Below are 11,776 nucleotides of genomic sequence, written 5' to 3'. Positions count from 1 at the left end.
TGTACGGTACAGGCTTTCGCCGGGCTAGCATCCCGGCGTGGCCGAGGAGCAGCCCGGGCAGCCCCTGGCCCGCATCGACGCGGCGCTGGTCGGGCTGCGCCGGCTCTGGCTGCGGCCGGGCACGAAGCTGGCCCTGCAGCGCGACGTCGCCGCCCCGGTGGAGATGTCCCACGTCCTGGTCGTCGGCGCCGTGGCCGCCGGACCGCTCGACGGCGGCGCCGACGTGCCGGTGCGGCTGGTCGCCCAGCGCCTCGACGTCGAGGAGTCGACGGCCAGCCGCCTCGTGGCCGCCGCCGTCGCCGCCGGCTTCGTGCGGCGGACGGCGTCGCTCACCGACGCCCGGCGCGCCGCGCTGGCGCTGACCGAGCAGGGCGAGCGGCTGCTGGACGCCGCGGAGGCGCACCGGCGCGCGTACCTGACCCGGCTGCTGCACGGGTGGGCGCCCGAGGAGCTCGACGCCTTCGCGCACCTGCTCGGCCGGTTCGCGGCGTCCGTGGCGACCGTTCCGCTCGAGGAGCCGGCGGAGCGGCCGTGAGCGGCGTGCGCTGGGGCGAGCCGGCCGCGCGCTGGACGCTGGCGGCCACGGTGCTCGGCTCGGGCGTGGCCTTCCTCGACGCCACCGCGGTCAACACCGCCCTGCCCGCGATCGGCGCCGACCTGGGCGCCGACCTCGCCGGCCTGCAGTGGACCGTCAACGCCTACACGCTCACCCTGGCCTCGCTGATCCTCCTCGGCGGCTCCCTCGGCGACCGGTGCGGACGCCGCCGCGTCTTCGTCGTCGGCACCGTCTGGTTCGCGCTCGCGTCCCTGCTGTGCGGGCTGGCGCCGGACGTCGGCGTCCTCGTGGCGGCCCGCGCGCTGCAGGGCGTGGGAGGCGCGCTGCTGACCCCCGGCAGCCTCGCCATCCTCCAGGCCGTCTTCGCGCCCGAGGACCGCGCCCGCGCCATCGGCGCGTGGTCGGGCCTGAGCGGCGTCGCGACGGCGCTCGGCCCCTTCCTCGGCGGGTGGCTGGTGCAGGCGGCGAGCTGGCGGTGGATCTTCCTGGTCGACCTGCCGCTGGCCGCGCTGGTCCTCGTGGCGGCCCGGCACGTGCCGGAGACCCGCGACCCGCTCGCGGCGCCGGGGCTGGACGTGCCCGGCGTCGTCCTGGGCACCGCCGGCCTCGGCGCCCTGACCTGGGCGCTGGTCGCCTGGCCCGAGCGGGGCGCGGACGGCGCGGTGGTCGCCGGCCTGGCGCTCGGGGTGGCCGCGCTGGGCGCCTTCGTCGGGGTGCAGGCCCGCTCGCGAGCTCCGACGGTGCCGCTGGAGGTCTTCGCCGACCGCCGCTCCACCGGGGCGAACCTGGCCACGCTGGCCGTCTACGCCGCGCTGGGCGGGGTCTTCTTCCTGCTCGTGCTCGCGCTGCAGGTGGTCGGCGGCTTCTCCCCGCTGGCCGCGGGGGCGGCGCTGCTGCCGGTTCCGGTGCTCCTGCTGCTGCTCTCCGAGCGCGCCGGGGCGCTGGCCCAGCGCACCGGGCCGCGGCTGCCCATGACGCTCGGGCCGCTCGTGGCGGCCGCGGGCGTGGCGTGGGCGGCGGGGATCGGGCCCGCCTCGTCGTACTGGCTCGACGTCCTGCCGCCGGTCGCGGTCCTCGGGCTCGGCCTGGCCCTGACCGTCGCGCCGCTGACCGCGACCGTGCTGGCGGCCGTCGAGGACCGCCACGCCGGCGTCGCCAGCGGCGTGAACAACGCGGTGGCGCGGGCGGCCGGGCTGCTCGCCGTGGCAGCGCTGCCGCTCGTGGTGGGCCTGGACGGGGACGAGCACACCGACCCGGCGGTGCTGCAGCCGGCCTTCCGCACCGCGATGCTCGTGTGCGCGGGCCTGCTCGTCGCGGGCGCCGCGGTCTCGGCGGTCGCGCTGCGGCCGGCACCCGCGAGGACGGCGCCCGCGAGGACGGCACCCGCGAGGCCGGTCGAGGACGGCACCGGTGAGGACGGCACGGGATCCGCGAGGATGACCCCGTGATCCGCAACGTCGTCCTCGGCCGCCTGCACCCCGACGTCCCCGCCGCCCGCGTGGAGGAGGCGCTCGCCGCGCTCGCGCGCGTGCGCGTCGACGGGCTGCTCGAGATGCGCGTCGGGCGCGACGCCGGGCTGCGGGCGGGCACCTGGGACTACGCGATCACCGTCGACCTCGCCGACGCCGACGCCTACCGCCGCTACGACCAGGACGAGGAGCACGACCGGGTGCGGCGGGAGCTCTTCGACCCCATCTCGGAGCAGATCGCCCGCGCCCAGTTCCCCCTCTGACCGGCCCTCCGACCCCGGCGCGACCTGGGCGCCTGCGCTAGCGTCGCTCCGGCTCGTCGTCAGGGGGGAGGGGAGCCGTGGGGGGCGGCCGACGTCACCGCGCGCGCGAGCTGCTCCGGCGCCTGGCCGGGGCGGCGCGCGCGGAGCACCAGGAGCGCATCCGCCGCGTCTTCACCGCCTCCCCCGTCGGCATCGGCCTCTCCGACGAGCAGGACCGCCTGATCGCGGTGAACCCGGCGCTGTGCGCCCTGCTCGGCCGCTCCGAGGAGGAGCTGCTGGGCCGGTCGCGGACGGCGTTCACCCACCCCGACGACCCGGCGGCGCACCGCGACGCCGCGGCGGAGCTGCTGGCCGCGGACGACGGCGTCGTGCGCCGCGAGGAGCGGGTGCTGCGCCCCGACGGCGAGGTGCGCTGGGCGCGGCTGACGGTGACCACGACCACCGGGCCGCGGGGGCAGCCGTGGACCGTCACGCACGTCGAGGACGTCACCCGCCAGAAGGAGGCGCAGCTGGCGCTGCGGACGACCGAGGCGAACCTGGCCGCGACGGCCCGCCTCGTGCGGCGGCTGCAGGCGGGCGAGGACCCCCGGTCGATGATCGTCGAGGCGGCGCGGGAGCTCGCCGGGGCGAGCACCGCCGCCCTGCGCGAGGCGGGCGCGGAGGGGCTGAGCCCGACCGCGACCGCGGGCGTGGACGCCGGGGCCCCCGGAGTGCCCTTCGGCGCGCCGGCGGCCTCGGCGCACGCCTACCGCACGGGCAGCCCGCTGGTCGTCGCCGAGCCGCCGGCGGACCTGCTCGCCCGCGAGGGCGTCGCGCCCGCGCAGGCCCGCGCGCTGCTGAGCCAGCCGCTGGTGGCGCGCGGCCGCGTCACGGCCGTCCTCACCGTGACGTGGGCGCACCCGGTCGCGGACCTGGAGGACCGCGCGGCGCAGGCCGTGCGCCTGCTCGCGGACGAGGCGGCGGTGGCGCTCGACCACGCCCGGATGGTCCGCGAGCTCGAGCGCTCGGCCGTCACGGACAGCCTGACGGGGCTGGGCAACCGCCGGGGGTGGGACAGCCGGGTCGAGCACCTGCTGTCGGGCGCCCGCCGCACCGGCCACCCGCTCACGGTCGCCCTGCTCGACCTCGACCGCTTCAAGGCCTACAACGACACGCACGGGCACCTGGCGGGCGACGAGCTGCTGCGCGCGCTGGCCGAGGGCGTGCGCGGCGCGCTGCGCGGCGTCGACGTCGTCGCCCGCTGGGGCGGCGACGAGTTCGCCATCGCACTGCCCGAGTGCGGCGAGGCGGACGCCGCCCGGATGCTCGAGCGGGTGCGCGACGCCGTCCCCATGGGCCAGCGCTGCAGCATCGGCTACGCCACGTGGGACGGCGCGGAGCCGCTGCAGCGCCTGCTCGCCCGCGCCGACGCGGCCCTCTACACCGCCAAGGAGGCCGGCCGGGACACGGTGGTCGGCCGCTAGGGCGCCACCGGTCGGGAACAGCGCAGCCGGGGCGCGCGTTGCCCGCAGCAGCCGCATGAGCGTTCATGCACCTCGGGCCCAGGAGGCGATCCCGTGACCAGCACCCCCGCCGCGGACGGCACCACCGCTGCCGCCCCCGCCGGCGCTCTCGACAGCGACCTCGTGCTGCCGGCGGCCACGACCATGGACGCCGTCACGCTGCACGTGGCGGACCTGGACGGCACCGCCGGCTACTACCGCGAGGCGCTGGGCCTGGAGGACCTCCCGCTCGACGCGACCCGCCCCTCGGCGCCGGGGGACGCCGCGCGCGCCGGCGGCGCCGCCGCGCCCGTCGTCCTCGGCCGCGGCGGCACGCCCCTGGTCGTCCTCGTGCACACGCCGCACCTGCCGCCCGCCCGCCCGGGCCAGGCGGGCCTGTTCCACACCGCCCTGCTCTGGCCCGACCGGGCGTCGCTGGCCGCCACCGTCGCCCGCGCGGCGGCGCACCCGCGCTCGCGCTACGTCGGCGCCCAGGACCACCTGGTCTCCCAGGCGTTCTACTTCGCCGACCCCGAGGGCAACGGCATCGAGCTGTACTGGGACCGCCCGCGCGAGAGCTGGCGGTGGCACGGCGACCGGGTCGCGATGGACTCGATCCCCCTGGACCCGAACGCCTTCCTGCGCGAGCACCTGGCCGGGCAGGAGGCGGCGTCCGCGGACGTCGGGCACGTGCACCTGAAGGTCGGCGACATCGCCCGCGCCCGCTCCTTCTACGTCGACGCGCTCGGCTTCGAGGTCACGGCCGACCTCGGCACGGCCCTGTTCGTCTCCGCCGGGGGCTACCACCACCACGTGGCGATGAACACCTGGACCAGCCTCGGGGCGGGTCCGCGGGCGGCGACCATCGGCCTGGGCCGGGTCTCCATCGCCGTCCCAGGGCGCGACGACCTCGACGCCCTCGCCGCGCGGCTGTCCCGCGCGGGCGCGACCTTCCGCGACGACGGGCGCACCCTGCGCTTCGAGGACCCGTGGCGCAGCGTCGTCGAGGTCAGCGCGGACGCCTGAGCCCCCCGCCCGCCCCCTGGCGCGGGGCGCGGGCATGACGGTGGCGTGACGCCTCCTCGGCACTGCCGTGACAGTCCGGCGCGCGGGCCGCGTCTGCCGTGACGGTCCCGTGCCGCCGTCCCACGGTGGGAGCACGGACGTCCGACGACGGCGTCCGGCGACGAGGAGGACCGACATGCTGACCCACGCGCTGCGCGCCCGGGCCCCGATGCTCGCGGCGGGCCTGCTGGTGCTCTCCCCGCTGGCCCTGGCGGGGTGCGCCCAGAACGAGCCGGACCCCGGGGACCCGCTGCAGGTCGAGGAGCCCGCCGCGGAGGGGGCCGAGGAGCCGACCGCGGCCGCGGAGGCCGACGAGACCGTCTCCGGGGAGGTGCTGGCGCCCGAGGACATCGACGAGGGGTCGGTCGAGCGCGTCGCCGGCGAGCCGACCGTGGCGGCCGCGGAGCTGGTGGCGGACCCCGCCGGGTACGTCGACCAGACCGTCGTCGTGCAGGCGCCGGTCGCCGGCGTGGTCGGCGAGCAGGCCTTCACGATCACCGACGACGCCAGCGGCGCCGCGGCCGGCCCCGACCGGACCGTGCTGGTGATCGGCCCGACCACCGAGCTGGCCGACGGCGACGTGATCACCGTCGGCGGCACCGTGCGCGGCGACCTGGACCAGGCCGCGCTGGAGGCCGAGCTGGGCGTGGACTGGCCCGACGGGGCCCTGGACGCCTACACCGGCGGCCCCTGGGTCGACGCCGCCGCGATCGAGCTCGCCACCGGCTGAGCCACGAGCAGGTCCGTCGCCGCGGTCGGGGAGGCTCAGGCAGGCGGGGTCGTCATCGTCTCGACACGCGTCCGCTCCCGGCGGGACACCGGTGTGGCGTCTGCGTGACGATCCGGCCCGGCGCCTGGAACGCGCCGATCCGTCCTGCGCACGGTGGTGGTGCCGCAGGCGGTCCCGCTCCCCCGCAGGACCGCCTGCGGCCCTGGGACGCACCCCGCGCGCACGGCTGACGGGGCGTCCGGCACCGGTGGGAGGAGGAACGGGATGTCCGCGCGAGGGACGCCCGCCGCACCGGTGCCCGTGCTGCTCGGGGTGCTGGGCGCCCTGCTCGGCGTGCTCCTGGGCGGCTGCCAGGTACTGCCTCAGCAGCGACCCGTCGCCGTCGACCTGCCCAGCACCACGGACCCGAGCGTCCCGGGGGTGGACGGCGGGTCCCAGCAGGTGGAGGTCTACCTGGTGCGAGGGGACCGCCTCACCCCCGTGGTGCGCCGGGTGCGCGACTCCTCGGCTCAGACAGCGCTGTCTGCGCTCGTGGCCGGACCGACGCGCGCCGAGGTCGGGTCGGGGTTGAGGACGGCCCTGCCTCCCCAGCCCCTGGTGGTCTCCGACCCGCGTCCCCCTGCCGGGACGGCCGTGGTCACCGCCACGGAGGAGCTGTCGGGGCTGTCCGGGCGCAGCCAGCTGCTTGCCGTGGGACAGCTGGTGTGGACGCTGACCGGGGCGGACGGCGTCCAGCGCCTGCGGGTGGTCGTCGGCGACCGCAGCGTGGAGCTGCCCACCGACGACGGCCTGTCCCCGGAGGCCGTCGCGCGCGCGGACTACGCCTCCGTCGCCCCGCTCGAGCTGCTCCGGCCCGGTGCACCGGCGCACCCGGAGCCCGACCGAGGAGGTGGGAGGTGACGAGGGTCCTCGTCCGCCTCGCCGGTGTCCTCGCGGCGGCGCTGGTGCTGCTCGCCCACGGCACCCCACGAGCGCGCCCTCGCTGCGGTCCGTCACGCAGACGCCACACCCGTGGAGCCGCGGAGTCACGGGCGTGTCGAAACCATGACGATCCGCAGCCCGGCCCGGACCGGGCTGGACCCTCCCCCCGAGGAGGCGCCACGGTGGTGGCGCCGCAGGTGGCCCTGCCCCCGCAGGACCACCTGCGAGCCGCACTCCCGCGCCGGTCCGGACCAGCCCGCCACCGCCGCGCCGGTGCTGCGCTCCGCATCGAGGGACCACGTGGAGGTAGACCGTGCTCAGTGATCAGCACCGGCGGGAGCTGGCGGCCATCGAGCGCCACCTCATCGCCGAGGACCCGGCCCTGGCGCACCTGCTGGCGCGCTGGCCCTCCAGCCGCCGCCTCCGGGTGCCGGCCCGCGCGGTGTGGGCCGCCATCGGGTTCGTCACCGTCCTGGCGGGCGCGGCGGGCCTCGGAAGCGTCCTGATCCCGATCGGGGTGGTCGTCCTCCTCGGCTCCGTGGCCCTCAGCCCGCTGACCGGTCCGCTCGCCCGGCACGGCCCGCCGGGGGCCTGGGGACGTCGTCCCCGCTGACCGCCGCAGCGATGCCTCGTCACGCCGTTCAGCAAGCGTCACAGGAGTGAAGGAGTGCTCCAGCCCGACCGGGCGTCTCCCGGAGGCCGGGTCCGAACCTCGAGGAGGGTCATGTTCTCGCACCGCCGCACCCGCTGCACCGTGCTCGCCGTCGCCACCGCGGTCCTCGTGCTCCCGGGATGCGGAGGAGGTGTCGTGGACGACCCGCCCACGGTGCCCGAGCAGGGCGATCTGCAGGACCAGCAGCTGGAGGACCAGGTCGAGGAGACCGACGACGACCAGCCGGGCCTGGGGGAGGACCAGGAGAGCGGGTTGTCCCAGGAGGTGCTGGAGGGCCGGGTCGGGGACCAGGTCGACTTCGACGGGGAGGTCTCGCAGGTCCTCAGCCCGCGCGCGTTCCTCATCGGTGGGATCGAGGTCGGCGAGGACCCGCTCCTGGTCCTGGGAGCGGACGTGCCCACCGCCCTGGCGATCGGGGACGTCGTGCAGGTGTCCGGCACGGTGGTGGACTTCTCGATCGCCGGCGCCGAGGAGGACCTCGAGGTGAACTTCGCCGAGGAGGCCCTCGAGGACTTCGAGGGGGACCCGGCCGTGCAGGCGACGTCCGTGGCCGTCCGCTGACCCGCACGAGCGCGCGCACCGCCGAGCCCGGGCCGCGACGGCGTCGGCGGCACCGACCAGGGACCGACGACCGGACGACCGGACGACCGGAGAGGAGAGGAGTACGTGCCCGACGCTGCAGCGAGCTGGCCCCGGAGGACCGGCACGACGGTGGTGGTGCCCACCGACCCGCAGACCTGGCTGGGGGCCCAGGACGGCCTCGAACCACCGGAGGAGGACGTGGAGCTGGAGCCGGCGATCACCGCGGAGGAGCTGCTGGCCGAGCCGGCGGACTTCCTCGGGGAGCCGGTGGCGATCGAGGCGGTGGTCGAGCAGGTCCTCGTCCCCGGCGCCTTCACCCTGACCGCTCCCGGCGTCGACCGCAGCGCCGGTGACCTCGGTGGTGAGGAGGGCTTCGGCGACGGCGCGATGGACCTGGAGGAGGACGTCCCGCCCGAAGGAGACAGCGCTCCCGACCTGCCGGTCCTGGCCGCTGGCGGGGCGTTCGTGGCCGTCGGCCCCACCGAGGAGATCGCCGCGGGGCAGACGGTGCTGGTCACCGGGCTGGTCCAGGACGGGCTGGCCTCCTCGGACCTGGACGAGACGTACCCGGAGGCGTGGCCGGACGGAGCGCTGGACGAGTTCGTCGACGGCCCGTGGCGGGAGGTGGAGGCCGTCGAGCCGGTCACCGGATGAGCGAGCGCCCGCGAACGGACGTCGAGGACGAGACGTCGGCCCACGACTGCACCACCACTGACCGATCCCCACGCCATCCCCGCTAGGAGGACTCCCTGATGAGTGCACAGCCCTTCGACCGCGACCGCTCCACCGGCGCGGTCCCCGCCACGCCCGCCCCGGCGGAGCGCGAGGTGCTCCCGCCGCCCGTGGTGCGGGAGACCGAGCGCGTCGAGCGCGTCGAGCCCGTCGTCCGGCCCGCCGCCCCACCGGTGGGGACCAGGGACGAGCCCGTGAACGTCGCCGTGGAGGCGCAGCGGCGCGACCGGGTCCGCTGGGGCCCGGTGTGGGCCGGGCTGATCGTGGCCCTGCCCACCTTCCTGCTCCTGGAGCTGGTCTTCCTCGCCCTGGGCTGGCTCGACCTCGGCGTCGGGGCCGGCGGCACCAACGCCGGGTGGGTCAGCGGGCTGCTGGGCCTGCTCGCCTTCTTCCTCGGCGGCCTGACCGCCGGGGCCACCGCGATGTGGCGCGGCGCGGACGACGGCCTGCTGCACGGGATCCTCGTGTGGGCCCTCGGCGTGGTCGCGTTCCTGTTCCTCACCCTGCTCGGCGGCGGCGCCCTGTTCGGGTCGCTGGCCGGGGCCGTCACCCAGGTGGTGGACCTGCAGCAGCTGAACGCCCCGGACATCGACCCCGCCCAGGCGGTGGCCACGGCGCGCTCGGCGGCCAGCTTCGCCGTCCTCGGCCTCGGGCTGGCCGTCATCGCCTCCGCCCTCGGCGGCCTGCTCGGCGCCAGGACGTGGCCGCGCAAGGAGGACGTCGAGCCCGACGCGGTCACCGTGCGCTGAACCGACCCGTGCGGTGCCCGGCCCCACCCGCGCCGCACCCACGGCGCGCACCGGCGGGGCCGGGCACCGCTCCTCGTCCAGGACGGACCGCATGAGCGCGCTCGGATCCCTCGTCCGACCCCTCGTCGACGACGACACCCTGGAGCGGACCGCCGCCCAGGTGCAGCTGTCCGGCAGCTACTTGCTGTACATGAGCTGCTCCGGGGTGCTGGCCGCGGTGGCGCTGCTGTCCGGCTCGGTGCCCATCCTCATCGGGTCGATGATCGTCGCGCCGCTGATGCCACCCCTGGCGGTGGTCCCCCTCGCCCTGGCCGCGGGACGCCGTGAGGAGGCTGCGCGCGGACTGGGTGTGGCGCTGGCGGGCCTCGTGCTGGCCTCCGCCGCCGCGGGAGCGACCACCGGCGTCATGGACCTCGCGAACGTCATCCCCCCGGACGCGGTCCTGCTCGCCGAGCCGCTGCTGCAGGAGCGCCTGCACCCGGGCTGGTGGTCCGTGGCGGCCGCGCTCGCCGCCGGGCTGGCGGGCACCACCGCCCAGGCGCGGTCGAAGACCGACACGCTCATCGGGACGGTGGCTGCGCTGGCGCTGGTGCCGGCCCTGGGCGCCGCGGTGATCGCCCTGTACGGCGGCGCGCCGGTCCTCGCGCTCGGCGGCGCCCTCCTGCTGCTGGTGAACGTCGGGCTGGTCATCGCCATGGGCGTCGTGGCGGTGCTCGCCTCCGCCGGGCGGGCCGGGCTGCGCCCCCTGGCGCTGGTGCCGGTGGCCGTCGTGGCCCTCGTCGGCCTGCTCCTCGTCTGGGCCCAGTCCACCGGCACGATCCCGAAGACCCCGAGCACCACCGGACCCAGCACCAGCGCGACCGCCAGCTCCAGCTCACCGCAGACGTGAAGCCCGTGCGGCGCCGCCCGACCGGTGCCGCCGCGACGACAGGAGGACGACCGTGAGCGCTTCTCGCACTGCCGGCCGGTGGATCTTCGACCTGGCGGTCCTCGTGGCCGTCGCCAGCGCGGTCTGGCTGGCGGTCACCGGCGACTGGGACGGCGCCCTGCGCTTCGCCCTCATGGTCGGCTTCATGCTCGCCGCCCGCGCAGCGGACGTGCCGGCACCGTTCGCGGGCGCCTTCGCGGTCCTCCTGATCCTGGCCACGTGGGCCTCGGTGCAGCACTGGTACCGCGAGATCGCCTGGTTCGACGTCTTGGTGCACTTCCTGACCCCCGGCAGCCTGGCCGCCGTGGCGTACTTCGTCCTGGTCCGCTTCCGCCTGCTGCCCCCGGCGCGCGGCGCCTCCCCCGCCCTGCGGTCCTCGGCGCCGGCGGTCTGGGTGGTCCTCGTCGGCACCACCGCCGCCGTGCTGTGGGAGTACTACGAGTGGATCGTCGAGCAGATCGCCCCTGCGGGGATGCTCGTCGGCTACACCGACACCGTCGTCGACCTCTTCGCGGGCATGCTCGGCTCCGCCGTCGCCGGAGGACTCGTGACGGCGTGGGGACGACGCCGGCGGCACGGCGTCGCGCACCGCGGAGCGGCGTCCACCGGCGCAGCGCGCTAGGGCCCGGGGCCGCGGGGGTCCGCGGGCCCGGCCGACCGTGCGGGAGGTGGTCAGGTGCAGCAGCGCCTCGCCGGCCACGGCGACCACGACGAACACCGCGGGCCGCCAGCTCGCCGCCACCGCCAGGGCCAGGACGGCGGTCGCCAGCGACACCGCGATCACCTCCCGCGTGCCGCCCAGCATCCCCACGGCCCCGGCCACCTCGCTGCGCAGCTCGGTGCGGTGCTCCGCGAGGAACCGGACCACCTGCCGGACCGCCCGGCCCACCCAGGTGGTCGTCAGCACCGCGGTGACGAGCAGGCCGAGCGCCGTCAGCACGCCGAGGACGGCGGCGGCCGCGAGCGCCAGCCGCCCGACCGCCGCCCACCCGCCGGGCAGGACCGCCTGTCCGGACCTGTCGAGGTCCAGCCGGGGGTCGGCGTCGGCCTCCAGGGGGTCGAGGGGCTCGTGCGTGCGCAGCCCCGCGCTGTGCTGCCAGCCGCGGAAGGCCGCGGTGGTCACGCCCAGCCACGCCGCCCCCAGGGCCCAGCCGGACAGGACGTCGGAGACGAAGTGCACGCCCAGGGCGAGCCGGGTGAGGCCGACCGCCAGCACGACGAGCGCCGTGAGCACGACGAGCCAGGGGCGCGCGGCGCCCCACGGCCGGCAGGAGCACGAGCAGCAGCGCCCCGTAGGCGACGAGGGCGGACATCGCGTGCCCGCTGGGGAAGCTGGCGCCGCTCGGCACCGCGACGACGGGGACGTCGACGACGGGGCGCGCGCGGCCGACCAGCGCCTCGGTGACCGGCACCAGCACGGCCAGGCCGAGGCCGGTGACGGCGACGCAGAGCGCCAGCCGCCGCTGCTGCCGGATGCGCAGGAACACCGTCGCCAGCACCAGGACGACGGTGACGACACCGGTGCCGCCGAGGTCGGTCACGACGCGCAGGGCGCCCGCGAGGGGCGGAGAGGCGCTGACCGCGGCGTTGAGGTCCGCCGCGACCCCGGCGTCGACCTCGCTCAGCG

Annotated in this window: 13 protein-coding genes and 1 pseudogene; 13 read left to right on the top strand and 1 reads right to left on the bottom strand. The window is 77.2% G+C overall.

Going from position 1 to position 11,776, the window contains the following annotated elements:
* Nucleotides 1–37: 37 nt before the first annotated feature.
* The 13 genes from BLS82_RS10760 (at nucleotide 38) to BLS82_RS15355 (ending at nucleotide 10,771) form a co-directional block, all read left to right on the top strand.
* Nucleotides 38–535 carry a MarR family winged helix-turn-helix transcriptional regulator gene (locus BLS82_RS10760; protein WP_092865545.1) on the top strand — a complete coding sequence of 166 codons (498 nt, stop codon included), beginning with the start codon at nucleotides 38–40 and terminating at the stop codon, nucleotides 533–535.
* The gene (locus BLS82_RS10755; RefSeq protein ID WP_092865542.1) at nucleotides 532–2,004 is read left to right on the top strand and encodes an MFS transporter; all 1,473 of its coding nucleotides are present in this window, start codon (nucleotides 532–534) and stop codon (nucleotides 2,002–2,004) included. Before BLS82_RS10760 ends, BLS82_RS10755 begins: the two co-directional genes overlap by 4 nt.
* A complete protein-coding gene (locus BLS82_RS10750) occupies nucleotides 2,001–2,288 on the top strand; it encodes a Dabb family protein (protein WP_092865539.1) in 288 nt (95 codons plus the stop codon). Before BLS82_RS10755 ends, BLS82_RS10750 begins: the two co-directional genes overlap by 4 nt.
* A gap of 77 nt (nucleotides 2,289–2,365) precedes the next feature.
* A complete protein-coding gene (locus BLS82_RS10745; protein WP_092865536.1) occupies nucleotides 2,366–3,751 on the top strand; it encodes a sensor domain-containing diguanylate cyclase in 1,386 nt (461 codons plus the stop codon).
* Nucleotides 3,752–3,844: 93 nt separating this feature from the next.
* The gene (locus BLS82_RS10740; RefSeq protein ID WP_218123834.1) at nucleotides 3,845–4,795 is read left to right on the top strand and encodes a VOC family protein; all 951 of its coding nucleotides are present in this window, start codon (nucleotides 3,845–3,847) and stop codon (nucleotides 4,793–4,795) included.
* Between the two features lie 175 nt (nucleotides 4,796–4,970).
* Nucleotides 4,971–5,564 carry a hypothetical protein gene (locus BLS82_RS10735; RefSeq protein WP_092865533.1) on the top strand — a complete coding sequence of 198 codons (594 nt, stop codon included), beginning with the start codon at nucleotides 4,971–4,973 and terminating at the stop codon, nucleotides 5,562–5,564.
* Nucleotides 5,565–5,828: 264 nt separating this feature from the next.
* Nucleotides 5,829–6,464 carry a GerMN domain-containing protein gene (locus BLS82_RS10730; RefSeq protein ID WP_092865530.1) on the top strand — a complete coding sequence of 212 codons (636 nt, stop codon included), beginning with the start codon at nucleotides 5,829–5,831 and terminating at the stop codon, nucleotides 6,462–6,464.
* Between the two features lie 334 nt (nucleotides 6,465–6,798).
* The gene (locus BLS82_RS10725) at nucleotides 6,799–7,098 is read left to right on the top strand and encodes a DUF3040 domain-containing protein (RefSeq protein ID WP_092865527.1); all 300 of its coding nucleotides are present in this window, start codon (nucleotides 6,799–6,801) and stop codon (nucleotides 7,096–7,098) included.
* A 111-nt stretch (nucleotides 7,099–7,209) separates the two neighbouring features.
* A complete protein-coding gene (locus tag BLS82_RS10720; RefSeq protein WP_092865524.1) occupies nucleotides 7,210–7,719 on the top strand; it encodes a hypothetical protein in 510 nt (169 codons plus the stop codon).
* Nucleotides 7,720–7,824: 105 nt separating this feature from the next.
* A complete protein-coding gene (locus BLS82_RS10715) occupies nucleotides 7,825–8,394 on the top strand; it encodes a hypothetical protein (RefSeq protein WP_143028819.1) in 570 nt (189 codons plus the stop codon).
* A 98-nt stretch (nucleotides 8,395–8,492) separates the two neighbouring features.
* Entirely contained in the window at nucleotides 8,493–9,221 is a 729-nt protein-coding gene (locus tag BLS82_RS10710; RefSeq protein ID WP_092865518.1) for a permease, read from the top strand.
* A gap of 91 nt (nucleotides 9,222–9,312) precedes the next feature.
* Complete coding sequence (locus BLS82_RS10705; protein ID WP_092865515.1) at nucleotides 9,313–10,110, top strand: DUF389 domain-containing protein; 798 nt, start codon at nucleotides 9,313–9,315, stop codon at nucleotides 10,108–10,110.
* 52 nt (nucleotides 10,111–10,162) lie between these two features.
* Nucleotides 10,163–10,771, top strand: a complete 609-nt coding sequence (locus tag BLS82_RS15355; RefSeq protein ID WP_143028818.1) for a DUF2238 domain-containing protein — start codon at nucleotides 10,163–10,165, stop codon at nucleotides 10,769–10,771.
* 498 nt (nucleotides 10,772–11,269) lie between these two features.
* Here the strand turns inward: BLS82_RS15355 and BLS82_RS16795 are convergent.
* Nucleotides 11,270–11,668, bottom strand: a pseudogene (locus BLS82_RS16795) (phosphatase PAP2 family protein); the annotation flags it as partial.
* Nucleotides 11,669–11,776: the final 108 nt, after the last annotated feature.

The sequence above is a fragment of the Quadrisphaera sp. DSM 44207 genome (assembly GCF_900101335.1).
Classification (GTDB): Bacteria; Actinomycetota; Actinomycetes; order Actinomycetales; family Quadrisphaeraceae; genus DSM-44207.
The sequence above is the reverse complement of the archived record's forward strand: the minus strand, read 5'-3'. Positions and strand labels throughout refer to the sequence as shown.

Excerpts from the sequence above, each read along its gene's own strand:
- BLS82_RS10720 (WP_092865524.1), top strand. The coding sequence starts at position 7,210 with ATGTTCTCGCACCGCCGCACCCGCTGCACCGTGCTCGCCGTCGCCACC.
- BLS82_RS10730 (WP_092865530.1), top strand. The coding sequence starts at position 5,829 with ATGTCCGCGCGAGGGACGCCCGCCGCACCGGTGCCCGTGCTGCTCGGG.
- BLS82_RS10705 (WP_092865515.1), top strand. The coding sequence starts at position 9,313 with ATGAGCGCGCTCGGATCCCTCGTCCGACCCCTCGTCGACGACGACACC.
- BLS82_RS10735 (WP_092865533.1), top strand. The coding sequence starts at position 4,971 with ATGCTGACCCACGCGCTGCGCGCCCGGGCCCCGATGCTCGCGGCGGGC.
- BLS82_RS10710 (WP_092865518.1), top strand. The coding sequence starts at position 8,493 with ATGAGTGCACAGCCCTTCGACCGCGACCGCTCCACCGGCGCGGTCCCC.